This is a genomic window from Streptococcus sp. ELY_90 (assembly GCF_058314475.1).
In genome coordinates this window covers 42,732-68,413 of the sequence record NZ_JBZFUJ010000004.1, presented here as the reverse complement: position 1 = coordinate 68,413, position 25,682 = coordinate 42,732, and the positions used below count along the sequence as shown (strand labels likewise).

Sequence of the window (25,682 nt, the reverse complement as noted above, 5' to 3'; positions counted from 1 at the left end):
TTTTATTTCTATTTTATTACAGAATATTTCTTAATTAAGACATTTCTTCTAAACAGATTTTCTTTTTAATCTCTTACTGCCCATTATATGCTATAATAATACTATCCTATGATTTAGTAAGAGAGACTAGGGATGAAAGATTTTTTAACAGACGAAAATTTTAAACATACAACAGATTTTGAAAATCAGCTTCTGCCTTATAAAATTTTTGAAACGGCTATTTCTAATGGGCGTCCAGACACACTTTTTCACTGGCATCCCGAATTAGAAATTTCCTATATTTATGAAGGAACCGCTCAATATCATATCGATTATGATTATTTCAACAGCCGGTCAGGTGATATTATCCTCGTACGTCCCAATGGCATGCATTCCATTCACCCTATCGGCGATAAAAGTCAAAAAGCTGAAACTTTGCTGTTCCATTTAGATATGGTCGGTTACTCGCTTTTAGACCAGACAAGCCTTCGTTATCTGCAGCCCCTGCAAAATTCCAGCTTTAAACTGGTTCCTTGTATTAAACCCGGCATGTCCGGCTATGAAGCAATCAAAAACTGTCTCTTTACTATTTTTGATATTTACCATAAGCAAGGACGGCACTTTGAGCTGCTTTTAAAAGCTAGGCTGCAAGAGCTGGTCTACTTACTCTATTTTCACCAGTATGTTCTGCGCAAGTATTCGGATGATATGTACCGAAAAAATGAAAAAATCCGCGAGTTAATTGACTACATTCATCAGCATTATCAAGAAGAGCTTCCGATCGAAATGCTGGCAGACCGCTTCGGTTACAGTAAGACCCATTTTATGACGGTATTTAAGCAGCATACCGGAACATCATGTACCGAATTTATTATCCAATTTCGGCTCAGCAAAGCCTGTGACCTGCTCGTTAATTCAATTAAGCCCATTCTTGAAATTTCAACCGAAGTTGGTTTCAATAATCTGTCAAATTTTAACCGCCAGTTCAAGCGGTATTATCAGATAACCCCCAGTCAATACCGAAAAACGACTAAAAAACCCGTTAAGTCCGGCTAAAATAGTATAGCTCCAATATCTATAACTGAAAAACGAACAAGCGTACTTGTTCGTTTTTACGATGCCTATTTTTGCAGGCAATTATGTTATTTCTTTTGATCATTCAGCCAGTCAAAAACATCCGTATAGATTTTTCCGCCCCATTTAACAGTGGCAGAACCACCCTTTGTCTTATTGCTGGGCTTAAATCCTGATAACTTTGAAGCTTTTTTGACAGCTGATGGGTCTTGAACGCCTGATACCTGATCGTTAAAGAAATATGTCCAAGACCAATGCCCGTTGTAAACAGTATCTTTCATATCAAATCCCTGTACATTTTTATAATACGAGAACCATTTGTTCTTAGCACCGCTGTCAATCAGGGCTTTGTAAATCGGCAGCGAGTAATTTTCAGGATTGACAACTTCATCTGCCGCTGAATGAACAAACCAGATAGGAATATTCTTTAAGGTTTTCACTTTTTTGCTGTCAAACCAGACCTTATCTGTACGAATAGGTGATTTTCCGGAAACGCTGTTCTTATCTTCTACTGTTTTGTAGCTACCGTCAGCATTTCGTTCGTGTTCATAGTAAGAATAAGCGGTTGCTTGAGGAACCAAAGCTGCAAAATAACGGGGATAGTGCAAAGCCATATTGATGGTCATATATCCCCCATTCGAGCATCCTGTCAAATAGATACGATCAGGATCAACGTCTTTATTATCAGCTACATATTGCTTGATTGTATCCATCAGTGCCTGAGTATAGCGTGACACACCTGAGCCTGAACCATTAGTGCCATCCCCTTCATCCATCCAATACGTTGGCGTCTGTACCGTTAAAATGTAAGCTCCGGTTTGCTTTCCTGATTTAAAATGACTTTGGATGTTCTTTTTAGCAAGAGCAGTCACTTCATTGCCAAGCAGCGTAATATCTTGGTCGCTTCCGCCTTCACCTTGTCCATGCAGCCAGATAATTAAAGGATTTTTCTTACCGGATTTCAGACTTTCAGGCTCATAAGCTGCATATTTTAGAGTGATGCTTTCTTCTTTTTTAGTGAAAGGATTGGTGTAGTTTCCCGAAAAATCACCCCTGTTCTTAAAAACATCTGAATCCGGGGAAAGTCTTTTATCAACAGCATCACTGGTGCTATCTAATCGAGCAGATTTTCCATTTTGGCTGACGTTCAGTCCTTTGATAGATACAGGGTATGTCTTAACCCACTGATTTTGAAATACATCCATGTTGTAAATAAAAGGTGATGCATTTTTATCGGCATCTTCAGCATCATATGTAACAGGCATTTGAATCGTTAAATAACGGCTTTCTTTAACTGTGCTCTTTTTGCCGGTTTTATCAGACAAATAAACCTTTTGAACGCGTCGGCTGACACCTGCAGTCTCAACTTTGAGTCCTTTGGACGATACCTTTGAAACTTTCTGGTCTAATCTCACAAGCAGCTTAGGAACAGCAGGTCCAAACTCATAACCCTTGATAATGATTTTAACATCATTGATATGATTTTCGCTTTCAGACGCCAAAGCACGATCTGCTGACATAAAAGCAAGACTCAAGGCTCCTAAAGCAAGTAATTTCTTCATTTCTTTTTTCATCAGACTTACCTCACATAATTAAAACGCTTTCATTTTAGCTTGGTAACTGCCTTTTTATCCACTCATAGGAATCCCTCCTTATCAAAAAATCTCTGACTTTATCTTAGCAAAGCCAAGCACCGCCTTCAAGCACTTCTGCTGCTTTCAATAGGATAATATCATTCTTTCGTATTTTAATACCATTGAATCAGAATAGGCACAGAGCTTATAAGAATTTTATAACATAAAAATAAGACCGGAATTTTTTCCGATCATATAGACAATTCATTTTTATTTGACAGCTGTCAGGAGATAATCGCCCGCTTCAACAGTTCGCTCCTGCGTTGTCAGGACATCTTCGTATTGGTCTGAATTAGTCACGATGACTGGCGTGATAACCGGCAGACCGGCTGCTTTAATCGTATTGACATCAAACTCAAGCAGCTTCTGACCGGCTTCAACCTTATCACCAACCTCAACAAAACCTTTAAAGCCTTTGCCGGCAAGTGAAACAGTATCCATACCGATGTGAATCAGGATTTCAGCGCCATTTTCAGTCTTCAAACCGATCGCATGTTTAGTCGGAAATACTAAGGTGACTTCTCCTTTGGCCGGAGCAACAACAGCACCGTCATCAGGATCGATAGCGATTCCTTTGCCCATAGCTCCTGATGCGAATACTTCATCGGGAACATCTTCCAGTTTAACGACTTTACCAATCAGAGGACTGGCGATGATTTCTTGCTTGATTTCTTTTAGTTCCTGAACAGTTTCTTCTTCTGAAACGCCGTCTGCACTTTCAGCCCCCGGTTGGCCGTAAAGATAAGGAATTTTAACAAACTGAGTTAAAACAAAACCGAGAACAAAGTTCATGACAATCGCAATCAAGAAGTGAATGAGAGTCATTGAGTCTTTAGGGTTGATGAATGATGGAATGGCAAAGAGTCCCAAACCGCCCATAACCTGCATTTTAACATTGAAAAGAGACAAGTAAGCACCTGAAATAGCTCCGGAAATACAAGTCATGATAAAGGGCAGACGCATTGGCAGGGTAATACCATAGATAGCAGGTTCTGTTACCCCAAACAAAGCAGAAATAAAGGCTGGGATAGATAATTGTCTGACTTTATTTTCTTTGGTACGCATCATGATGTTAAGCAAAGCACCTGCTTGTGCAAAACAGATAGCTACGGTTGCAACGAGGATAAAGCCGGGACCTTTTTGCAGCTCCAAAATAGCCAACGGAACAAGTCCCCAGTGAAGTCCAAACATAACCAGTATTTGCCACATAGCACCCAAAGCAATACCGTAGATAATTGGGCTGAGACTGTAAATACCTGTAAAAATCGCACCAACAAGGTCAGAAGCCCAGCTCATAACAGGACCGATAACAAGGAAAGATAAAGGAACAGTAATCAAGATGGTAAAGAAAGGAACCACGAAGACCTTGACAACATCCGGAATAATCTTTTTAAAGAATCCTTCAATTTTAGATCCTGCCCAAATAGCAACAATAATAGGCAAGACCGTTTGCAGATAGCTGGAAGCCGGGAAAATGATCGGAATACCAAAGAAGGTTGAATAAATTGGTGATTCAATCAAAGTGCCTTGGAATAAGGTATAAAGCGGCTCTTTGGCAGTAAAGCTGGCAGCTATATTTGGATAGACCATGGCAAAACCGATAGCCAGAGCTGTGAATTGTTCCATCTTGAACCGTTTTGCTGCGGTCAATGCCAAGATGAGCGGCAAGAATTGGAAGAACCCATCACCTGCTGCGTTAAGGACAACGTAGGCACCATCTGTTTCGGGAACGCCTACCGCTGCCATAATAGCAACCAGCCCTTTAATCATACCTGCTGCTGAAAGGGCACCAAGCATAGGTTGGAAAAGCCCGGATACCAAAGCGATAAAGCGGTCAAACAAATTGCCCTTTGGCACATCGCCCTCATCAATATCAACACTGCCTTCACCAGTGATTCCGCTGACTTTCAGGACAGCAGCGTAGACATCTGGAACATGATTGCCGATGACAACTTGGAACTGTCCTCCTGCTTTCACCACGGTTACAATACCTTCCCGCTGTTTGAGGTATTCTTCGTCGGCTTTACTTTCATCCTTGAGAGTAAAACGCAGGCGGGTGATACAGTGGACTAATTTGACAATATTATCTTTGCCGCCGACATGCTTGACAATATCATTTGCCAATTCAGTATAATCTTTAGCCATTTTAGGCTCCTTTCATAAGATGCTAAGCCGTTAAGCGACTCACAGGAAAATAGGAACCATGACGAAGATGCTTAGCATCTAGGAAATGGTTGTCTTTTTCCAAAGAGTCGTAGGCGTGTTCGATTAAACAAGATGCTAAGCCGTGAGTAACTTATCACTATTAAATAACCGAATTCAGCCGTTCTGGCTCTAGCGTAGTTATTTTTAGAATAATTACCGTTTCACACGCAAAAAAACCTAAACAAATACCAAATGACCAGACAAAGACACACTCTTTGCAATCACTTCGTATTTATCTAGGTTTTGCCTGCTTAACCAGTAACAATCCTTTATGAATAGTATTATAACACATCATTTTATTTTTGCGAGCGCTTTTATGAAATAATTTAAAAAAACTAGTCTTACTGACTAGCTTCCAGGCGCTGGATATGAATGGTGAGATAAACCTGCTCGTCTTTACTCATAGCAAAGTCATAACCGGACGCCACATAGGATTTAATTTTTTCGGTACAGGCAAAAGCCTGCGGATAATTTTCCTTAACTTGATCATAGAGGAAAGCATCATTTTTTCCCTGAACAAGACCGTTTGCAACACGCTGAGCAAAATATTGGACATGGGTGACAAAACGGTTGTAACTGATCGACTCTTCGTCTGTAACTTGACCAAAATGCAGGCGAACAATTTCCAAAATATCAATCACAATTTTGGATATTAACCGGTTTTTTTCCAGCAAACCACTGTCTTTTTGGGCATTGATAAAATGCAGAGCAATTGAAGCTGCTTCATCATCAGCCAGCTCTACTCCCAGCTTTTCTTTGATGTACGCGATAGCTTCTCTGCCCAGCTGAAATTCTCTGGGGTAAAACTTCCTCACTTCCCAAGCCAGCGGATTTTGCAGTGTCAGCCCTTCTCTTGTCCGATTGATAGTATAGTGTAAGTGATCAGCCAAAGCAATGTACAGCGAAATATCAAAGTTTTGTTCTAAAACTTCCTGTCCTTGATGGATAATATCAAGAACCATCTTGATCTCGTCACTGTCGAGATCAACATAGACACGTGATAATTCACCTGCCATATCCGTATCCTGCAAAACAAAACGTTTTTCGATTAATGCCTGATCAACCTCATCGCCGGGCTTCTTTTGAAAGCCCAAGCCCTTTCCCATGACAATAATCTCTTCATCCTTATCCCCCAGGACCTGAATGACATTATTATTAAATACTTTATCAATTTTCATAGTATTTTCCTCAGCCTTTAATAAATGAGCATTTGTTTATATCATATCAAATAAAATGATAAAAAGTAAAGAATTCTTTCTCATGGGCTCGGATAAAAACTCATTTCTTTTTTATATATTTGACGCAGCAGCAACGAGGCTAGCTGAATCAGCCTTCGCTGGAATCACTAGCTGAAGTCCATTTCACCGCAAGGGCAAAGCAAAAATAAGGCTATCCGTGCTGAGGCCACCAGATCTCAAGAGTAAAATATCCGGACTTTCTCACTTCTAGCTACTTGCGGTACATTTTGAACTGCAGATAGAGATCATTATAGACACCCAGCCATTTTTTACCGAGATTATCATAGACTTCCAGGCGGCTGACCGTTTTAGCATCGGGATAAAAAGCCTTATTGTTTTTGATATCAGCCGGCAGCAGCTCTTTTGCCTTGGCATTTGGCGTCGCATAGCCGATATAGCTGGCATTTTGAGCGGCATTCTGCGGTTTCAGCATAAAATTAATAAAGGCATAGGCTTCTTTTTGGTGCTTGACTGTTTTAGGAATGACCAGATTATCGAACCAGAGATTTGAGCCTTCACTGGGCACAAGATAGTGTAAATCCTCATTAGCATCCAGCATTTCGCTGGCTTCACCGGAAAAAGTAACGCCCAAAGCAGCATCACCTCTGATTAAATACCCTTTCATTTCATCTCCGACAATTGCCTTGATGTTGGGAGTTAATTGGTTCAGCCTGTTTTCAGCTTTTTTTAACTCCGTGGTATTTTTAGTGTTTAAACTGTAGCCAAGACTGTTCAGGCCAAATCCGATGACCTCGCGGGCACCGTCAACCAGCATGATACTGTTGGTATAATCCTTATTCCACAGATCACTCCAGTGTTTAGGAACTTTGTTTAGCATTTTGCTGTTATAAACAATTCCCACCGTTCCCCAGAAATAAGGAATCGAATAGGCATTTGACGGATCGAAGCTTTTCCCGAGAAATTGCGGGTCAAGATTATTCCAGCCTGTAATTTGCGACCGATCAAGTTTTACCAAAAGCCGTTCAACTCTCATCTTACTAATCATGTAATCGCTGGGAACAGCGATATCATAGGTTGTACCGCCTTGTTTGATTTTAGTGTACATGGCTTCATTAGAATCAAAGGTCTCGTATTGAACCTGAATGCCGGTTTCCTTGGTGAACTTGGTTAAAAGCTCGGGATCAATATAGTCCCCCCAATTATAAATGACCAGTTTATCAGACTTGCCGCCGCTTGCCTGCTTATTCATGTAAAAAACCAAACCGGCCAAAATGAGGACAATGGCTAGGACACTCCCCATAAAAGAGTAAAGTTTATGCATGCCTGTCCTCCTTATCCTGAGAAATAAAATAATAGCCGATGACAAGCAGAATGCTGAAAAGAAAGACTACAGCAGACAGAGCGTTGATTTCCAGTGAAATGCCCTGCCGTGCTCTGGAGTAGATTTCCACCGAAAGGGTCGAAAAGCCGTTACCGGTGACAAAAAAGGTAACGGCAAAATCATCCAAAGAATAGGTGAAAGCCATAAAATAACCGGCAATGATACTGGGTGTTAAATAAGGCAGCATGACTTCTTTGAGCATCTGAAAATGGCTGGCGCCTAAATCATAAGCAGCATTGATCATATCATCGTTCATTTCTTTCAGTCTCGGCAGCACCATAAGAACAACGATAGGAATGGAAAAGGCAATGTGGCTGAGAAGCACCGAAATCATACCTAATTTAAAGCCAATAAAGGTGAAAAGAATCAGAAAGGAAGCGCCGATCATGACATCAGGAGCCACCATAAGAACATTATTAACTGATAGGATAGTATTTTGCGACTTTCTTTTTGTTTGATAAATAAAGATAGCGCCAAAAGTTCCGATAATCGTTGCCAATAAAGAACTTAAAAAGGCGACAAGAAAGGTTTCGGCTAAAATCAGCATCAGCCGTTTGTCACCGAACATGCTCTCGTAATGTTCCAGAGTAAAGCCGGTGAAGCGATTCATGTCTCCGGCCTGATTAAACGAATAAAAAATCAGGTAAAAAATAGGGATATAAAGGATTAAAAAGACAAGGATTAAATAAAGATTGGCTATTTTTTTCATTTATTTCTCTCCTTTGTCACCCACATAATAAGAAGCATGGTCAGAATTAAAACCACTCCGATGGTTGAACCCATCCCCCAGTTCTGCGTTGTCAAAAAATGCTGTTCAATAGCCGTTCCCAGTGTAATCACACGGTTGCCGCCAATCAGACGCGTCAGCATAAACAAGCTGAGACTGGGAATAAAAACAGACTGAACACCGCTTCTGACGCCGTTTAAAGACAAGGGGAAAATAACCTTAGTAAAGGTCTGCAGATCAGTTGCTCCCAAATCGCGGCTGGCATGGATTAAATTGGGATCAATATCATCCAGCGCATTGAAAATCGGCAGAATCATAAAGGGAATTTCAATATAAGAAGCCACAAAAATAAAGGAAAAATCTGTAAAGAGAATCTGCTGAGGAGCAAGCCCCATAAACTGCAGGAAATTATTAACTCCGCCCTCACGGCCAAAGATGCCCATAAAGGCATAGGCTTTAAGCAAGAGATTGATCCAAGTCGGCAAAATAACCAGCATCAGCCAGAGCTGCTTTTGCTTAAGACGTGTCAGAATCAAAGCAGCCGGATAGGCAATCAGCAATGTCACCAATGTGATGATAGCAGCATATAAAATCGAATTGAGACTCATCCGCAGATAGGTCCAGCTGGCAAAAAAAGTCTGGTAGTTGCCAAGTGTTAAGTGGCCTTCAATATCAAAAAAAGATTTGTAAAGAATAAGAGCAACCGGTGCTAAAACAAAAAGGCCTATCCAAAGAAGATAGGGGAGAGAAAAGGCATTAAACTTTTTCTTCATAGCGCTCCTCCTCTATAGCATTGATCAGGCCATCTTCGTGTTCTTCGGTTTCAGCGTATTCTTCAAGGCGGGCGTCAAACTCTTCTTCAGTTTCATTAAGACGCATAATGTGAATATCTTCGGGCCTGAAATCCAGTCCGATGATCTCACCCTCAATAGCCTTGCGGGTCGAATGGATCATCCACTCATTGCCAAGGTCATCATAGGCAATGATTTCATAGTGAACTCCGCGAAAGAGCTGCGTGTCTACTTTAACCTGCAGCTTGCCTTCTTCCGGCAGTGTGATTTGCAAATCTTCCGGCCGGATAACCACCTCAACAGGCTCGTTGGGGCGCATGCCGCCATCAACAGCCTCGAACTGCTTGCCGTTGAATGCCACCAAATAATCTTCAATCATGGTTGCCGGCAAAATGTTCGATTCCCCAATAAAAGTTGCCACAAAATGATTGATGGGCTCATCGTAGATATCAACCGGGGTTCCGGATTGAACGATTTCACCATCATTCATGACAAAAATCCAGTCACTCATTGCCAAGGCTTCTTCCTGATCATGGGTGACAAATACAAAAGTAATGCCCAGTCTTTGCTGCAATTCCCGCAGTTCATACTGCATTTCGGTTCGCAGCTTTAAATCCAGAGCTGACAGCGGCTCATCCAGCAAAACGACCTTGGGCTGATTGATGATGGCACGGGCGATAGCCACGCGCTGCTTCTGGCCGCCTGATAATTTATGGATAGAGCGATTTTCAAAACCGGCCAAACGGACCATTTTCAGGACTTCTCTTACTCGGTTTTCAATTTCTTTTTTGGCTATTTTTTGCAGTTTGAGCGGAAAAGCGACATTCTCAAAAACAGTCATATGAGGAAAAAGCGCATAGGACTGAAAGACTGTATGGACATCACGTTTGTTGATCGGCAGATCGTTGATTCTCTTGCCATCAAGAAAGATATCGCCGCTGCTTACGTCCAACAGGCCTGCAATAAGGTTCAGTATGGTTGATTTTCCAGAACCCGAGGCACCAAGCAGCGTATAAAATTTTCCTTCTTCCAGCTCAAAATTAATATCTTTTAAAACAACTGTACCGTTATCGTCAAAAACTTTCGAAACATTTTTAAAGGCAATGATAGGATTAGTCAATGCTTATGCGTCCTCCGCTTGTACTTCTTTTTCGCCAATAATGCGAACTTCCGGCTCCAAAGTAACTCCGGAATTTTCTTTAACCCTGCGGATCACATCCGCAATTAAATCCTCGTAATTTTTGGCAGATCCATTGTCAATATTAACCATAAATCCGGCATGCTTTTTGCTGACTTCCACACCGCCGATGCGATGCCCCATGAGCTGAGCTTCCATGATGAGCTGGCCCGCAAAATGCCCTCTGGGACGTTTAAAAACAGAGCCGCAGGACGGATGTTCCAAGGGCTGTTTCAAAGCCCGCAGGTGGTTGAGGCGCTGCATTTCCTGGCTGATAACTGTATAATCGCCTGGTTTGAGCGAAAACTTAGCCGAAATTACGACTTCTTTATTGTCCTGCAAGGCTGAGTGACGGTAGCCAAAACGCATATCCCGTGCTTCAATCGTTTTAATCTCACCGTCTCTGGTCAAAACCTGCGCAGAAATCAAGATATGAGAAATCTCGCCGCCATAGGCACCCGCATTCATAAAGACAGCGCCTCCGACACTGCCCGGAATACCGCAGGCAAATTCAAAACCGGTCAGGCTGTGGTACTGAGCAACCTTGGTCGTCTCAATTAGATTGGAACCTGCCTCTGCTTCAATAACATAACCGTCAACTGTAACGCTATTAAGCTTGTCAAACATGATGACAAACCCTCGAATTCCGCCGTCACGGACAATCAGATTGCTGGCGTTGCCTAAAACCATCCAGGGCAGATTGTGCTTGTTGGCAAATTTAACAATTCTTGCCAATTCATAGCGGTTGCGCGGAAAGGCAAGAAAATCAGCCGGCCCGCCAACTCTGGTATAGGTATACTTCTTCAAAGGTTCATTAAAACGAATGTCAATACCTTCTAAACTTGTTTTCATTTCTTCTAACATGATAATCTCAATTCTATACTTTTCGATACTAAAAAATCGGTAATTAAAACCGATTTTATTATATCAAATTTTAGTTACTTTGACGACAGAAGACATGATTTTTAATACATCATTCTCTGCCCAAAGCCATGCCTGATAAAAAGCCCGCCAGTAGCAGATCAGTCCTTGAGACGTTTAACCCCGGACTTATCTGCTGCTTTCAGCAACTCCGCTGCCGACTTCTTCAGCAGCGGGTGGATAAAGCTAGCGGCAATTTCAGTTAAAGGTACCAAAACAAAAGCACGCTCCTGCAGATAAGGGTGAGGCACTTGCAAGTTTTCTTCGTCAATAATCTCAGAGCCGTAAAAGAGGATATCAATATCAATGGTTCTTGGACCCCAGTGTTCATGGCGGACACGGCCCAGGCGGTTTTCAATCATCTGGCAACTGTGCAGCAGCTCCTGCGGTGACAAATCAGTTTCCAGCTGACAGACCAGATTTAAAAAATCGGCCTGATCTGTTTTGCCCCAAGCTGCAGTTTCATAGATGGAAGATTGGTTAATTAGGCGGGTCTGAGGCAGATCAGCCAGACCGGCCAAAGCTTTTTGTAAGTGAGCTTTCCTATTTTCAATATTGCTGCCCAGGCTCAGATAAACACCGGTCATGGGCGTTCACGCTTTAATTCCACGCCAACAGCATCGTAATGGCCGGCAATAGGCGGGTTTTCTTTGCTGATTCGGACGGTAACAGCCAAAATAGCAGGAAAATGTTCAAAAATATCTTGGCAGACAGCACCCGCGAGCCTTTCAATCAAGGCATAGCGGCTGTTTTCAACACGGTGTTTGATCACCTCAAACACTTTGCCGTAGTGGACTGTATCTTCCAGATTGTCTGTTTCGGATGCAGCCTTTAAATCGGCTGTTAATTCAGCGTCCACGACAAAAATCTGCCCCAGAGTCTGCTCTTCAGAAAAGGCCCCGTGATAAGCGTAAAACCGACAGCCTTTTAAAATAATCTTATCCATAATTCCTCACATTAACTGGCTGGCCACCTTGACAATATCTTTATTGACCGGCACATTGTGCACTCGGACAATCTGACAGCCCTTACCAATGGCATAAGCAGATAAGGCAGCTGTTGCCATGTCGCGTTCCTGCGGTTTTGTATTGCCGCCAAGCATACTGTCAACAACACGTTTTCTGGAAATACCAAACAAAACAGGGTAGCCAAGACTTGTAATCTGATCCAGCTCTTTTAGTAATTTTAAATTTTGTTCAATATTTTTAGCAAAACCAAAGCCGGGATCAAGCCAGATATTTTCTTTTTTGACGCCGGCTTTTGCTGCTAATTCTGCACGTTCCAGCAAAAAGCGGCTGACATCCTGAGTAATATCACTGTAGACCTCATCTTTTTGATTATGCATGAGAATGATGGGCACATCCTTTCTTGCTGCCAAGTCAAACATGCAGCCGTCGTAGAGCCCCGACCAGACATCATTAAGAATATCGGCGCCTGCTTCAAGCGCTGCCTGAGCTGTTTCGGTCTTATAGGTGTCAATGCTGATGAGACAGCCAAAATGCTCTTTAATCGCTTTGATAACCGGCACAACCCGCTTTATTTCATCCTCGGCGGAAACAAAAACAGCTCCCGGACGGGTTGACTCTCCGCCAACATCAATAATCTTCGCCCCTGCATTCAGCATTTCTTCTGTTTGCTTGAGTGCCTGGTCAACAGAAAGGTACTGCCCGCCGTCTGAAAAAGAATCCGGGGTCACGTTGAGAATTCCCATAATGACTGCCTGATCTGTCAATTCATGTTTGCCGATCTTCATGCTAACTCCTTAATTGTGAATCATGGAAATAATTTCCTGCCGGACTTCTTTGTCAGACCGACAAGTGCCCTTAGCTGCGCTGGTTACTGTTTTACTGCCGGGCTTTTTAATCCCCCGCATGGTCATGCACATGTGCTCCGCCTCAATCATCACAAAAACACCTTTAGGCTTTAGCGCCTCTTCAAGTGCATCAGCCACTTGAGCAGTCAAACGCTCCTGCAGCTGCGGACGTTTGCTGGCCACTTCAACAGCACGCGCCAGTTTACTGAGTCCCGTTACACGGCCGTCACTTGGGATATAAGCCACATGAGCCACTCCGTAAAAAGGAACCAAGTGGTGTTCACACATGGAGTAAAAGGGAATATCTTTAACTAAAACAACTTCTTCATGATTTTCAGAAAAAACTGCTGTAAATTGATCCTTAGGATCCTCATGTAATCCGGAAAACATTTCCTGATACATTCTGGCAACACGCTTTGGTGTATCTAACAGCCCTTCGCGCTCTGGATTTTCACCGAGTGCCTCTAAAAGCTGATAAACAGCCTCTTCAATCTTTTTTTGGTCTGACATTTACTTTCTCACCCATTTTTTCTTAATACAATCTATTATAGCCTATTTCTTTATTTTTCAAAAGGTCTTTTCTGACCTGCGAAATAAAATAGAGCGATCCCGTGATAACAAAGAGATCCTCTTGCCGAGCATTCCTAAGCCTTTGCAGCCAAGCCGAAAAATCAGGAACCTGTTCATATTTCGAGGGATAATCTTCCAAAGCAAGGGCTCTGGGATAAGGAAATGTTGTCACTGTCACATCCGCAAACTGACTCAGCTGCACAAGCATACTGTCAACTGGTTTGCCTGCAATAGCCGCAAAAAGAATATGAACGTTTTTGTCAGCGTACTGCTCTTTTAAGAGATCCGTTAATACAGCGACACTTTCATTGTTGTGAGCCCCGTCAATCATGAGATTTTCTTCGACAAACTCCATTCTGCCTGCCCAGCGGCTGACTGCCAAAGCACTTTTAATAACGGTTTTGGTCACATTTGGGAATTTTTTTTGCAGCAAAAGACATGCCATAACAGCCAAGGCAGCATTGGCTCTCTGATGCCGTCCTTTCATCGCAAGACGAATATCAGAGATGACTTCATAACCATAATTGAAATCAAATACGTCTCCCTTATCTGAAATCTTAAAATCTTCTCCCAGCTGATACAGAGGACTTCTGGTTTCCTGTGCTTTTTGATAAAAAACAGCCTTAACATCGCTGCGCTTTTCAGCAAAAACAAAGGGCACGCCTTCCTTTAAAACGCCGACCTTTTGCTGAGCGATTTCAGCATGGGTATTTCCCAAAACAGTCTGATGATCCAGCCCGATTGAGGTACAGATGACTGCCTGTGCTTTAAAAACATTGGTTGAATCATACAGGCCGCCCATGCCCGCTTCAATAATCACCAGATCAACCGGATGAATCTGACCAAAATAAACAAACATCAACAGTGTGATGATTTCAAATTCGGTTGCCGCTTCAAGACTGGTTTCAAGCGGCAGACGTTCGACCACGGGCTTAACCAGCTGAACCAGATTGATAAGTTCTTCTTGGCTGATCATTTGGCCGTTCAAAGAGATACGTTCCCTGAAATCAATTATATAAGGGGAGGTAAAGGTCCCGACATCATAACCCGCTTTGCTAAAAATAGTCTGCAGGTAATTGACTGTCGACCCTTTACCGTTAGTACCGACAACGTGAATCCCGCGAATATTTTGCTGGGGATTGCCCATTTCCTCAAGCATCCAGGCCATCCGTTCCAGACCCGGTTTGATACCAAATTTTAAATTGTCATTTATCCAGGCTAAGGCTTCCTGATAGTTCATTGTTTCTCCAATTCACAGGCTAAGGATTAAAAATCTGCCTGCTTTGCTTTCTTTTTAGAATTTATGAAATGGTCTTTGCTATGCACTTACCTGCTTCTTTTCATCATTATGAGCTGCCCCAGAATAAAAATGAAAACCGCCAGCCAAATAAAAATAAAACCGCGCAGTTCACCGACAGTGATGGTTTCGCCAAAAACCACAAGAGCAATCAAGAGCTGTATGGTAGGGTTAATATACTGAATGAATCCGATTAGGTTAAGGGGCGCTCTTTTAACTCCTTCTGCAAACAGCAAGAGCGGAACAGCAGTTACAAATCCGGAAACCATGAGCAGAACATTCTCCCAAAGACTGTAATCAAACAGGCTTTCACGGCTGAAAAAGAGAAGATAAATCAGTGCCAAAGGTGCTATAACAGCGGCTTCCACCAGCATAGCGACATCACTGGAAAGTTTGACGTTTTTCTTAATCAATCCGTAAAAAGCAAAAGAAAAGGCCAGCAAAAAAGTAATCACAGGGATGTCTCCCGTATGATAGATAAGAACACCAACACCTAAAGCAGCTAAACTCACTGAAAAAGCCGTCCACCTGTCCAAATGCTCCCCCAGAAAGATTAGTGATAAGAGCACAGAAACCAGGGGCATAACATAATATCCCAAACTTGCTTGGGTGGCTTGCTGGTTAGTGACAGCATAGATGTAAGAAAGCCAATTAACAGCAATTAAAAAACTAGCCAGAACTGCGGCAGCCCCTGCTTTTTTATCTGTTACTAAGCCTTTTACCTGCTGCTTATAAATGCTCTGACGTTTAGATAAAACCATATAAAGCAGCATGGTTACTAGGGTCCAAAGGATACGGTAGGAAAAAACAGCATAGGCATTGACCCCTGACAGCTCCTTCCAAAAAAGGGAGATAACTCCCCATAGTACATATGCTTCTAAACCGAATAAAAGTCCCCGTCTAGTCTCTTTCAACCCTCACTCCTTCAGTATCGACAGACAAAAGATAGGTTCTGCCATCCAATTCCAAAGAATCAATCGCTTCTTTGATTGCTTCTTCCTTGTTTTGATCAGTTAAAACGATGACAGTCGGCCCCGCTCCTGAAAGATAGGTCGCATAGGCGCCGTTTTTTTCACCAACTGCTTTAATCGCCGGAAATTCTTTAATAAGGGATCTGCGGAAGCGTTCATGAAAAAGATCGCCTTCAATCGCTTTACCGGCAGTCTTTAAATCACCTGTCAGAAGTCCTGCAACAGCTACATTGGCAATTGAACTGGCTGCAACGGCTTCTTTGTAATTCAGCTGATCTGGCAGAACATTGCGGCTGTCGCTAGTCTTAAGCTCATAGTTAGGAATAAAGGCCACAAAAGAACACTGAGGGAAATCAGCGGCAACATAATTGACCTTCTCATCGACATAGCTGGATACCACAAGATTGCCCAAAATCGCCGGCGCCACATTGTCAGGGTGACCTTCGATAGCTGTAGCAATATTCAGCTTTTCACCGGCTGTCAGCTGTAAATCTGCCAATTGATTCGCCAGCTCGATCCCGGCAACAATAACAGAACTTGACGAGCCAAGCCCTCTTGCCAGAGGAATATTACTGGTCATCCGCAACCGGTGAGGCTGCAGGTTAGGGGCAACCTTCAAGGCTGTCACAATCAATAAATTACGGTCATCGCTCGGGATGTTCTCCAAATCATGGATAATTTCCCAGGAGTCGGCTGCTTCTAAAACTTCGATAGAAAGATATTTGGAAAGAGCGACACCGACAGAATCAAAACCCGGTCCGACATTAGCCGATGTTGCAGGTACTGTAATTTTCATCCTATTCCCCCAGCACTTTGAAGGTGTTGACCAATTCAAAATCGGCAACGGCTTTCAGTTTCTCAGTCACATTGGCTAACTGCGTTTTGCTCAGAGAGTGCGTAATAATGACCACACGCGCTGTTTCGCCATTAGCTTTCTGCTGCAGAACTTGTTCAAACGAAATATCTTCTGAATTAAAAATTTCAGCTAAGCGCAGCATCTTGCCTTTTTCATCTGCAGTATTGATGGCAAAGTAATAGTGGCTCTTAACATCATCAGGATGCGCAATCCGAGTATCGCAAACAAATTCATTAAAAGGCTTGCCGACGTTACCGTCTTTAATGCGGCGGGCAATGCGAACAATATCTGCCGTCACAGAGGTTGCTGTCGGTTTCTGTCCGGCACCCGGTCCGTAGTACATGGATTCGCCAATGCCGATAGACTCCACAAAAACAGCATTCATCACATCGTTGACACTGGCAAGCGGATGAGATTTGGGCAGGAAGGTCGGTGAAACCTCAGCAAAAATCCCTGATTCGGTTTCTTCAACAGAGCCTACCAGTTTAATCACATAGCCCAGCTGCTGAGCCACACTGACATCATCAGGCGTAATGCTTGAAATACCCTGATGGGCTACCTGATCAAAATCAATGGTCATCCCAAAGCCGAACTGACTTAAGATAACCGCTTTATAGGCGGCATCAATCCCTTCGACATCATTAGTTGGGTCACTTTCGGCATAGCCCAGAGCCTGCGCTTCTGCCAAAGCAGCTTCATAGGTCCATCCTTCATCAACCATCTTGGTCATCATAAAATTAGATGTTCCGTTAAGCACACCTAAAATGCGTGTTACCTTGTCAGAAGTCAAAGAATTGGCCAAGGTCCGCAAAATAGGAATACCGCCGGCAACAGCCGCTTCATAGTAAAAAGCAACGCCCTGATCCTTTGCCAATTTAATCAGTTCCCTGCCGTGTGTGGCAATCAGATCCTTATTCGCAGAAACAACGTGTTTGCCGGCTTCAAGCGCCTTTGTAATAAAGGTTTTGGCAGGCTCGATGCGTCCCATCAGTTCGACAACAATCTCAATCGTCTCATCGGATAAAATGTCATCAATATCAGTTACAAAGTTAAAATCATTGCCCTCAGCCAAAAGACGGTCTTTTTCTTCATCATCTTTAACCAAGACCTTAGCAATTTCCAACCGGTCTCTTGAAGCAGCTGTGATTTTCTCGCTATTTTCCTTTAACAAAAACGGAATACCGCTTGCCACTGTCCCGAAACCAAGCAAACCAATTTTTATAGACATTTCTTTCTCCTTGCAAAAAACATTTTTTTCATTATATCAAATTTTCAGCAGAATTTACAGCTAATTACCTCTGCCTTTATGCTATAATTAGCTGAAGGGAACATTTATGATTAAGAAAACTAAAAAGCTGACCATTATCAATATTATCTTGATGCTTGCCTGCCTTGCAGCTTTGGGAGGTCTTATCCTTGCACTCAGGCGGCAAAACAGCACGGTGCGCACGAAACCAGCTATTTCTGTGACCACAATCAGTCAGGATAACGTTCAGCAGACAGCCCCAAAAGCCAACTGGACAAAGCAGAATCAGCCTGTTCGCATTCCTATTTTGATGTACCATGCTATTCATGATATGGCGCCCAGTGAGGCAGGCAATGCTAATCTCATCGTGTCACCTGCTGTTTTTGAAAGCCATATCAGACGCTTGAGCGAGGAAGGCTATTATTTTTTAAGCCCCGAAGAGGCTTATCGGGTTCTCAGTCAAAATACTCTGCCTGCTAAAAAAGTTATTTGGCTGACTTTCGATGATAGTTTGCTTGATTTTTACACTGTCGCCTACCCTATTTTAAAAAAATATCAGGCCAAGGCAACCAATAATGTCATTACCGCTTTTACAGACGAAGGCAGATCCGGCAATCTGACTATTAAACAAATGAAAGAAATGAAAGCAAAAGGCATGTCCTTTCAGTCGCACACCGTTAATCACCCCGACTTAGCAGTTTCTGATCAAGAAACGCAAGCCAAGGAATTGTCAGCATCAAAAACTTATTTGGACAAAGAACTTGATCAAACCACGACAGCCATTGCCTATCCGGCAGGACGCTACAGCGATGCTACGCTCAGCTTTGCCAGTCTATACAAATTGGGCCTAACAACCAACGAAGGCTTGGCCAGTGCTGAAAACGGGCTGCTGTCTTTGAACCGCATACGAATTCTCCCGGATACCAGTGCGGATATTCTGATGCGTACTATTGCTCCTGCTTTGCCATAATTTTTTAAAAGAAAACAAGGTTGAGACAAACTTGATATCCCTCTGCACAGCGGACAGTGAAAAACAAAAATTCACTGAAAACTATGACAAAGGTATACCGCATTTGTCTCAGCCTTGTTTTTTTATTGTTCTGATTAGGCTCTTGCTAAAATATGCCGAAGCTGCACAGCACTTGGAGAAACAATGGGCAAAAAAGCTCCTTCATTCCAGCGGCGGATAAAACCAGAAGCTGACCCTTTCAGGTAACCTCTGCCGCCGCTTGCCTGCAATTCTAACAGTAGGCTGGCAGCAACAATATCAACAATGTCTATACGCAGCTGAAAGAGCTGACGAGGATTGTCAATAAAGACCTCTTCTGCTTCCAGACCTTTAAACAAACTCTGCCGAACAGCAGTCAGCTTGTCCTTTGTTTCATCGTACTCTTCTTTAAGCACCGAGCGATTGCTGCTTAGGCTTTGTGCTACCTCATCCAATGAACGCTCTGCTAAGCCAAAAGCCAGACCAAATTGATAGCCCAAAAATTCCGGCCGCGTCTGAGCCAAAAAGCTTTTGGCATCATCAGACAGTATCCAACTATCATCCAAAGGCACATTATCAAAGCTTAAGGCTGCCGTGTTAGAACCTTGCAGAGCTGCAAATTCTAAATCAGCTGAACGCGACAAACCGGCTGCTTCGGAAGGAATGACCAAAACGATAGGTTCTTTGCTGCTGTCTTCAAATTGAGCCGCAAAAACAGCCACAAAACAATCTGAACGCAGATTCGTTACCCAGGGAAGCCTTCCTCTCAGATAGTATTTTCCATCTTGTTCTGCCAAGGTAACATTCAGCTCTTCAATCTTTGATAGAAATTTAGTAGCATTTGACAGAGCCGTTCCGGCAGCCAGCTTCCCTGTTAATAAATCCGGCAGCCAAGACTTCTTCAGGACGTCGTTGCTGCTAGCAAGAAGCGTTTCAATAAAAGTTCGATGTCCCCATGATATAAAAGAAGCCGTCAGTGAATGGCAGGCCAGCTCTGATAAAAATTCGACTACTTCTGTCTTACTGCCGCCTTGGCCGCCATAGATTTCAGGCACCGCAATACCAAAAACACCTTCTGCTGCAATGCGCTCCAAGAGCTGATCAGCCCAATCTCCGGACTCTTTGTCAATCTGATCGGCATGAGCATCCAGCCAAGTTATAAAATTTTCCGAAAAATAAGCCATTGTCATCCCCCCTTTCCTCATGCGGAACTATTTTGCATATTGCTGCAACTCCGGATTAATCGGTGTATCCGCCATATTATTAGCATAATTGCAGAGCGACGCTAGGCTGACACCTAAGACAACATCAAGAGCATTTTCCCGAGTATAGCCTGCCTCCAAAAAATCGGCAAAGGCTTCATCTCCGACACGTCCTTTGGTGTTAATCACGGCAATGGTAAATTTAGCCAGTGTATCAAGCTTAGGGTCATCATCAATAGGCGTACTGTTGCGCAAGGCTTCCAAAAGATCGGGTGCCATCTGAATCTGCTTAATCGAAAAGGCCGTGTGACCGGCGACACAAAAGGCACAGCCATTGGTTACAGCAGCTGTAATCTGAACCACTTCCCTTTCTGTCGGTGTCAGGGAATTGCGGCGGTTAATGGCTCCAACGGTGCGGTAAGTTTCCAGTGCTGTCGGCGCATTAGCCAAAAGTCCGATAAGATTAGGAATATAGCCGCCGTTGTCCTTTTCGACCGTGTGCAGGGTTTCTTTGACTTCCTCAGGTGCAGTGTCAATGGTATGTATGGTAAATTTAGACATAAAATAACCTCGATTCTTTTGATATTGCTGATAGGATACCATCTCCTGCGCGTCCTGCATAGTCTAAATTTTTTATGGCCGGCTATAAGCATTAATTATGGAGAAAATGGGCAGCGTTTTTGAAACAGTAAGCTTTCTGTGCTTATCTTGCATCAAAAAATAAGAGGACATGCAAAAAAGACTGGGCAAAAATGCCTGCAGTCTTTCTTACTTGTACTTGATTTATCCTAATTTACCAGAGCTATCAATCCATGACAATCATTGCTTTGATTGTTTTTCTTGCTTCCATATCCTTGTAAGCCTGATCAATGTCATCTAATTTATAACTTTGCGTAAAGACCTTACCGGGATTGATTTCACCATCAAGGACAGCCTTCAGCAAGACACTCTTATCATAAGTTGTCACCGAAGCAGGTCCCCCTGCAAAAACAGTATTTCTCATGAAATAATCTCCCGGATTGATGTCATCTGTATGCGGAACTCCGACACGGCCGACAACAGCACCCGGACGGGCAATCTTGATCGCCGTTTCGGTTGAGAGCTGTGTGCCGACACATTCAAGCGCAGCGTCTGCACCGTCTCCGTTTGTTAATTCCAGAACCTTAGCAATACCCTCTTCGCCGCGCTCTGCCACAATATCAGTCGCACCAAATTCTACAGCCAACTCTTGACGGTCTTTGTGGCGGCTCATGATGATAATTCGCTTAGCACCGCGCATTTTAGCTGCAATAACGGCACAAAGCCCAACAGCACCGTCGCCGACGACTGCAACGGTATCACCCTTTTGCACATTTGCAACTCGAGCTGCATGATAGCCTGTCGGCATCACATCAGCAAGCGACAAGAAAGAGGCAATCATCCCTTCGCTGTAATCGCTCGGCTGACCAGGAACTTTCACCAAGGACCAATCGGCATGGGCATAGCGAACATATTCGGCCTGATAGCCGGAGCTAAAGTTAGTACTGGCATCGTGCCCCTGACATCCGCCCTCAAAGCCGGCACGGCAGGCCGCACAGTGACCGCAGCCGTGTGTGAAAGGTGCAATGACAAAATCACCTTTGGTGACCGTATTGACGTCAGAGCCTACCTCTTCAACAATCCCGATAATCTCATGACCGGTGTTATCTGAACCACTTTCTTTTTGGTCGTCACCGCGGTAGGACCAAAGATCCGAACCGCAGACACAAGAACGCACCACACGGATAAGAGCATCATCAGCTTCAATAATCGCTGGTTTATCTACAGTTTTAACAGCCATTTGGCCTGCTTTAACAAATACAGTTGTTTTCATAATATCCTCCTTAACAATATTAGTCATACTTTACCATATCATATCAGGATAATCAAATCTGAGCATTGATCAGACAATCAAAATTTTACCGTTTGAAGAAAAGACTCTTTTCTTTGATACTTCCTTTTTAAGAACTGACACAATTCATTAAGACCCTAGCCGCAAGAAAATAAATCGTGATGCCAGATAAGACAAAATCCCCACCAAGAATAAATCTTAGTGGGGATTTAAAATATTAAGCTAATTTTCTTATCGCCTTGACACTAGCGAAAAGGCTTTAAAACTCGGCTTTCTGTTTTAAACAATCAGTAATTGATTATTTAAGCGTAACAGTTGCTCCAGCTTCTTCAAGTTTAGCTTTAAGTTCTTCAGCTTCTGCTGCTGCAACGCCTTCTTTAAGAACTGATGGTGCGTTGTCAACAAGACCTTTAGCTTCTTTAAGACCTTCGCCTGTAATTTCACGAACAACTTTGATAACAGCAACTTTCTTGTCACCGCCGGCAGTCAATTCAACGTCAAATGAATCTTTAGCTGCAGCTTCTTCTCCGCCGGCTGCACCAGCAACAGCTACAGGGGCAGCTGCAGTTACGCCAAATTCTTCTTCGATAGCTTTTACAAGGTCGTTCAATTCAAGAATTGAAGCTTCTTTAATTTCAGCAATAATGTTTTCAATGTTCAATGCCATTGTTAATTTCCTCCAAATGTGTTTTTTATAAAATAGTTTGCAGCTTCAGGCTGCTGTTTGAAGACTTAAGCAGCGTCTTCTTTGCTTTCTGCAACAGCTTTGACAGCATATGCAACGTTGCGGACTGGCGCTTGAAGTACAGACAAGAGCATAGAAAGAAGTCCTTCTCTGTTTGGAAGTGTTGCGAGAGCCATGATTTCTTCTTTAGAAGAAACAGCGCCTTCGATTGCACCGCCTTTGATTTCAAGTGCTTCAGCATTTTTAGCAAAATCGTTGATAATTTTAGCCGGTGCAACAACATCTTCATTTGAAAATGCTACAGCAGACGGTCCGGTAAAGACATCATCAAGTCCTTCGAGACCGGCTTTTTCAGCTGCACGGCGCAGGATTGAGTTTTTGATTACTTTAAATTCAATATCGCTTTCGCGAAGTGAACGGCGAAGAACAGTATCTTGTTCTACAGTAAGACCGCGTGAATCAACAACAACGATACTTGCAGCTGCTTTCATTTTCTCAGCAACAGCATCAACTAATTCTGCTTTTTTAGCAATACTTGCTTCACTCATCAGTGTTTAACCTCCGTTTTTATTTTTGGCTGGATACAATAAAAAAATCGTACCCAAACCCAGACACGAAAGTACAATACGTTTTTTAAGTTTACGTTTTGTGCCTCGGCAGGAATATTATGAGCACGGCTCCCCTGCTGTCTTAGGTCAGTTTTTTTCAAAACCTCTAATATCATATCATATTCTGAAAATAAGTCAACCCATATATATTTTTTTAAGACTGGCAGAAAATATTTTTATTATATAATACATAATCCTTGATATATAACAACACAGGTGTTATAATATAGACAAATAGCTGATAAAGGCTGTAACAGCAAGGCTTTACTTTGAGAAAGGCTTTGTAACTGTTATAGTATAATTAGCTCAGCTATTATTTTAACAAAAAGAGGTAATAATTATGGCAAATGACTTTTACGGACGTGATCCATTTGGAAACATGGATGACATTTTCAATCAACTAATGGGAAATATGGGAGGCTACAACTCAGAACGACGCCGCTACCTGATTAACGGCCGCGAGGTAAGCCCCGAAGAGTTTGCACAATACCGGCAAACAGGCAAACTCCCTGCTAATGCTGACGCTCAGCAATATCAAGAAGCTGCTCCTAATGCACCAAAGAAAGATGGTATTTTATCCAAACTGGGCCGCAATCTGACAGACGAAGCACGCGCCGGTAAGCTGGATCCGGTCATCGGACGCAATAAGGAAATTCAGGAAACTGCTGAGATTCTGTCTCGCCGCACTAAAAACAACCCTGTTCTCGTCGGCGATGCGGGTGTTGGTAAAACAGCTGTTGTTGAAGGTCTGGCTCAGGCTATTGTCAACGGTGATGTCCCTGCTGCTATTAAAAACAAGGAAATCATTTCTATTGATATTTCCGGTTTGGAAGCAGGTACACAGTATCGCGGCTCCTTTGAAGAAAATATTCAAAATTTGGTCAGCGAAGTCAAAGAAGCCGGCAATATCATCCTGTTCTTCGATGAAATTCACCAAGTTCTCGGTGCAGGAAGTACGGGCGGCGACAGTGGCTCCAAAGGTCTGGCGGATATTCTAAAACCCGCTCTTTCCCGCGGTGAATTGACAGTTATCGGTGCAACAACTCAGGATGAATACCGCAATACCATCATGAAAAATGCTGCTCTGGCCCGCCGCTTTAATGAAGTCAAAGTCAACGCTCCCTCTGCTGAAGCTACCTATAAGATTTTACAGGGAATCTCAGTTCTCTATGAAAAACACCACAATGTTGTTTTGCCTAAGGAGGTTTTAAAGGCTGCAGTTGATTTGTCCGTCCAATATATTCCGCAGCGCAGCCTGCCGGATAAGGCTATTGACCTTATCGACATGACTGCTGCTCACTTGGCTGCTCAGCATCCGGTGACAGATGTTAAGACGCTTGAAAAAGAAATTCAAGCAGAAAAGGACAGACAGCAAACAGCGGTTGACAAAGAAGATTATGAAGAAGCTTTGAAAGCTAAAACTAAGATTGACAAGCTGCAAGCTCAAATTGATAATCATACGGAAGGCAACAAGGTAACAGCAACCATAAATGACGTGGCCGAAGCTGTTGAAAGACTGACTGGTATTCCCGTGTCACAGATGGGAACCAGCGATATTGAACGGCTGAAAGAAATGACTTCCCGTCTCAAGGGTAAAGTTATCGGACAGGATGATGCGGTTGAAGCTGTTTCTCGTGCTATCCGCCGCAATCGTGCGGGCTTTGATGAAGGCAACCGCCCTATCGGCAGCTTCCTTTTTGTCGGACCTACCGGTGTCGGCAAGACTGAGCTGGCTAAGCAGCTGGCCTTTGACATGTTCGGCTCAAAAGATGCTATTATTCGTCTTGATATGTCCGAATACAGTGATCGCACGGCTGTTTCTAAATTGATTGGGACAACCGCCGGTTATGTGGGCTATGATGATAACAGCAACACCCTTACCGAACGTGTACGCCGCAATCCTTATTCTATCGTCCTGCTTGATGAAATCGAAAAAGCAGATCCGCAAGTCATCACCCTGCTCTTGCAAGTCTTGGACGACGGCCGCTTAACTGACGGTCAGGGTAATACCATCAATTTCAAAAACACTGTTATCATTGCAACATCAAATGCCGGTTTTGGCAATGAAGCCTTTAGCGGAAAAGACGAGGATGTCAAAATTATGGACCGTATCGCTCCTTACTTCCGTCCGGAATTCCTCAACCGCTTCAACGCTGTCATTGAATTTTCACATCTGACCAAGGAAGATTTGGACGAAATCGTTGAGCTGATGCTTTCTGAAGTAAATATCACGCTCGCTAAAAAAGGAATTGATCTGACTGTCAGCGACAGTGCTAAGGCGCATCTGATTGAAGAAGGCTACGATGAAGCCATGGGCGTTCGGCCGCTTCGCCGCGTTATCGAACAGGAAATCCGTGACAAAGTTACTGACTTCTACTTAGATCATACCGATGTCAAGCACCTCAAAGCTGACATGAAAGACGGCAAACTGGTTATTGAAGAAAACTAATTTTTCCATAAGTACATAAAGCTCAGCTCCTTTAGGGGC

Annotated in this window: 24 protein-coding genes and 1 other annotated feature; of the genes, 3 read left to right on the top strand and 21 right to left on the bottom strand. The window is 43.1% G+C overall.

The window, feature by feature from the left end; all coding sequences use genetic code 11:
- Positions 1-132: 132 nt before the first annotated feature.
- A complete protein-coding gene (locus AC4HAF_RS03705) occupies positions 133-1,035 on the top strand; it encodes a helix-turn-helix domain-containing protein (RefSeq protein WP_491096720.1) in 903 nt (300 codons plus the stop codon).
- 86 nt (positions 1,036-1,121) lie between these two features.
- Here AC4HAF_RS03705 and AC4HAF_RS03700 read toward each other — a convergent pair whose 3' ends face one another.
- The 16 genes from AC4HAF_RS03700 to AC4HAF_RS03625 form a co-directional block, all read right to left on the bottom strand.
- Entirely contained in the window at positions 1,122-2,627 is a 1,506-nt protein-coding gene (locus AC4HAF_RS03700) for a prolyl oligopeptidase family serine peptidase (protein WP_491096719.1), read from the bottom strand.
- A gap of 270 nt (positions 2,628-2,897) precedes the next feature.
- Entirely contained in the window at positions 2,898-4,832 is a 1,935-nt protein-coding gene (locus AC4HAF_RS03695; RefSeq protein ID WP_491090515.1) for a beta-glucoside-specific PTS transporter subunit IIABC, read from the bottom strand.
- A gap of 401 nt (positions 4,833-5,233) precedes the next feature.
- Positions 5,234-6,070, bottom strand: coding sequence for a BglG family transcription antiterminator LicT (gene licT / locus AC4HAF_RS03690; RefSeq protein ID WP_491096718.1), 837 nt, complete (start codon positions 6,068-6,070; stop codon positions 5,234-5,236).
- 271 nt (positions 6,071-6,341) lie between these two features.
- A complete protein-coding gene (locus AC4HAF_RS03685; RefSeq protein ID WP_491096717.1) occupies positions 6,342-7,412 on the bottom strand; it encodes an ABC transporter substrate-binding protein in 1,071 nt (356 codons plus the stop codon).
- The gene (locus tag AC4HAF_RS03680) at positions 7,405-8,181 is read right to left on the bottom strand and encodes an ABC transporter permease (RefSeq protein WP_491096716.1); all 777 of its coding nucleotides are present in this window, start codon (positions 8,179-8,181) and stop codon (positions 7,405-7,407) included. Before AC4HAF_RS03680 ends, AC4HAF_RS03685 begins: the two co-directional genes overlap by 8 nt.
- Entirely contained in the window at positions 8,178-8,972 is a 795-nt protein-coding gene (locus tag AC4HAF_RS03675) for an ABC transporter permease (RefSeq protein ID WP_491096715.1), read from the bottom strand. Before AC4HAF_RS03675 ends, AC4HAF_RS03680 begins: the two co-directional genes overlap by 4 nt.
- The gene (locus AC4HAF_RS03670) at positions 8,956-10,110 is read right to left on the bottom strand and encodes an ABC transporter ATP-binding protein (protein WP_491096714.1); all 1,155 of its coding nucleotides are present in this window, start codon (positions 10,108-10,110) and stop codon (positions 8,956-8,958) included. The genes AC4HAF_RS03675 and AC4HAF_RS03670 overlap by 17 nt, the downstream gene beginning before the upstream one ends.
- A gap of 3 nt (positions 10,111-10,113) precedes the next feature.
- Positions 10,114-11,034, bottom strand: coding sequence for a UDP-N-acetylmuramate dehydrogenase (gene murB, locus AC4HAF_RS03665; protein ID WP_491091106.1), 921 nt, complete (start codon positions 11,032-11,034; stop codon positions 10,114-10,116).
- A 155-nt stretch (positions 11,035-11,189) separates the two neighbouring features.
- Positions 11,190-11,675: a 2-amino-4-hydroxy-6-hydroxymethyldihydropteridine diphosphokinase gene (gene folK, locus AC4HAF_RS03660; protein ID WP_491096713.1), complete on the bottom strand. Its 486-nt coding sequence runs from the start codon at positions 11,673-11,675 to the stop codon at positions 11,190-11,192.
- Positions 11,672-12,034, bottom strand: a complete 363-nt coding sequence (gene folB, locus AC4HAF_RS03655; RefSeq protein ID WP_491090523.1) for a dihydroneopterin aldolase — start codon at positions 12,032-12,034, stop codon at positions 11,672-11,674. The genes folK and folB overlap by 4 nt, the downstream gene beginning before the upstream one ends.
- Before the next feature lie 6 nt (positions 12,035-12,040).
- On the bottom strand, positions 12,041-12,841 hold the full coding sequence (gene folP / locus AC4HAF_RS03650) for a dihydropteroate synthase (protein ID WP_491096712.1): 801 nt from the start codon (positions 12,839-12,841) through the stop codon (positions 12,041-12,043).
- A gap of 9 nt (positions 12,842-12,850) precedes the next feature.
- On the bottom strand, positions 12,851-13,411 hold the full coding sequence (gene folE, locus AC4HAF_RS03645) for a GTP cyclohydrolase I FolE (protein WP_491096711.1): 561 nt from the start codon (positions 13,409-13,411) through the stop codon (positions 12,851-12,853).
- Positions 13,412-13,433: 22 nt separating this feature from the next.
- Positions 13,434-14,711, bottom strand: coding sequence for a bifunctional folylpolyglutamate synthase/dihydrofolate synthase (locus AC4HAF_RS03640; RefSeq protein ID WP_491096710.1), 1,278 nt, complete (start codon positions 14,709-14,711; stop codon positions 13,434-13,436).
- 86 nt (positions 14,712-14,797) lie between these two features.
- The gene (gene rarD / locus AC4HAF_RS03635) at positions 14,798-15,682 is read right to left on the bottom strand and encodes an EamA family transporter RarD (RefSeq protein ID WP_491096709.1); all 885 of its coding nucleotides are present in this window, start codon (positions 15,680-15,682) and stop codon (positions 14,798-14,800) included.
- Positions 15,669-16,535 carry a homoserine kinase gene (gene thrB, locus AC4HAF_RS03630; protein WP_491090530.1) on the bottom strand — a complete coding sequence of 289 codons (867 nt, stop codon included), beginning with the start codon at positions 16,533-16,535 and terminating at the stop codon, positions 15,669-15,671. Before thrB ends, rarD begins: the two co-directional genes overlap by 14 nt.
- 1 nt (position 16,536) lies before the next feature.
- Complete coding sequence (locus tag AC4HAF_RS03625; protein WP_491096708.1) at positions 16,537-17,823, bottom strand: homoserine dehydrogenase; 1,287 nt, start codon at positions 17,821-17,823, stop codon at positions 16,537-16,539.
- A gap of 106 nt (positions 17,824-17,929) precedes the next feature.
- Between AC4HAF_RS03625 and AC4HAF_RS03620 the strand changes: the two genes are divergently transcribed.
- The gene (locus AC4HAF_RS03620) at positions 17,930-18,811 is read left to right on the top strand and encodes a polysaccharide deacetylase family protein (protein ID WP_491096707.1); all 882 of its coding nucleotides are present in this window, start codon (positions 17,930-17,932) and stop codon (positions 18,809-18,811) included.
- 134 nt (positions 18,812-18,945) lie between these two features.
- Here the strand turns inward: AC4HAF_RS03620 and AC4HAF_RS03615 are convergent, their stop codons facing one another.
- The 5 genes from AC4HAF_RS03615 to rplJ all read right to left on the bottom strand — a co-directional run bounded on the left by AC4HAF_RS03615 (position 18,946) and on the right by rplJ (position 23,134).
- On the bottom strand, positions 18,946-20,013 hold the full coding sequence (locus AC4HAF_RS03615; RefSeq protein ID WP_491096706.1) for an acyl-CoA dehydrogenase family protein: 1,068 nt from the start codon (positions 20,011-20,013) through the stop codon (positions 18,946-18,948).
- Between the two features lie 27 nt (positions 20,014-20,040).
- Entirely contained in the window at positions 20,041-20,592 is a 552-nt protein-coding gene (locus AC4HAF_RS03610; protein ID WP_491096705.1) for a carboxymuconolactone decarboxylase family protein, read from the bottom strand.
- A gap of 244 nt (positions 20,593-20,836) precedes the next feature.
- Positions 20,837-21,883, bottom strand: coding sequence for a zinc-dependent alcohol dehydrogenase family protein (locus tag AC4HAF_RS03605; protein WP_491096704.1), 1,047 nt, complete (start codon positions 21,881-21,883; stop codon positions 20,837-20,839).
- Positions 21,884-22,199: 316 nt separating this feature from the next.
- On the bottom strand, positions 22,200-22,568 hold the full coding sequence (gene rplL, locus AC4HAF_RS03600; protein WP_027976153.1) for a 50S ribosomal protein L7/L12: 369 nt from the start codon (positions 22,566-22,568) through the stop codon (positions 22,200-22,202).
- Between the two features lie 65 nt (positions 22,569-22,633).
- Complete coding sequence (gene rplJ / locus AC4HAF_RS03595) at positions 22,634-23,134, bottom strand: 50S ribosomal protein L10 (RefSeq protein WP_491090541.1); 501 nt, start codon at positions 23,132-23,134, stop codon at positions 22,634-22,636.
- A 32-nt stretch (positions 23,135-23,166) separates the two neighbouring features.
- Positions 23,167-23,299 (bottom strand) — a sequence feature (ribosomal protein L10 leader region).
- Positions 23,300-23,534: 235 nt separating this feature from the next.
- Between rplJ and AC4HAF_RS03590 the strand changes: the two genes are divergently transcribed.
- Entirely contained in the window at positions 23,535-25,643 is a 2,109-nt protein-coding gene (locus tag AC4HAF_RS03590) for an AAA family ATPase (protein ID WP_491096703.1), read from the top strand.
- The last annotated feature ends 39 nt before the right edge of the window (positions 25,644-25,682 follow it).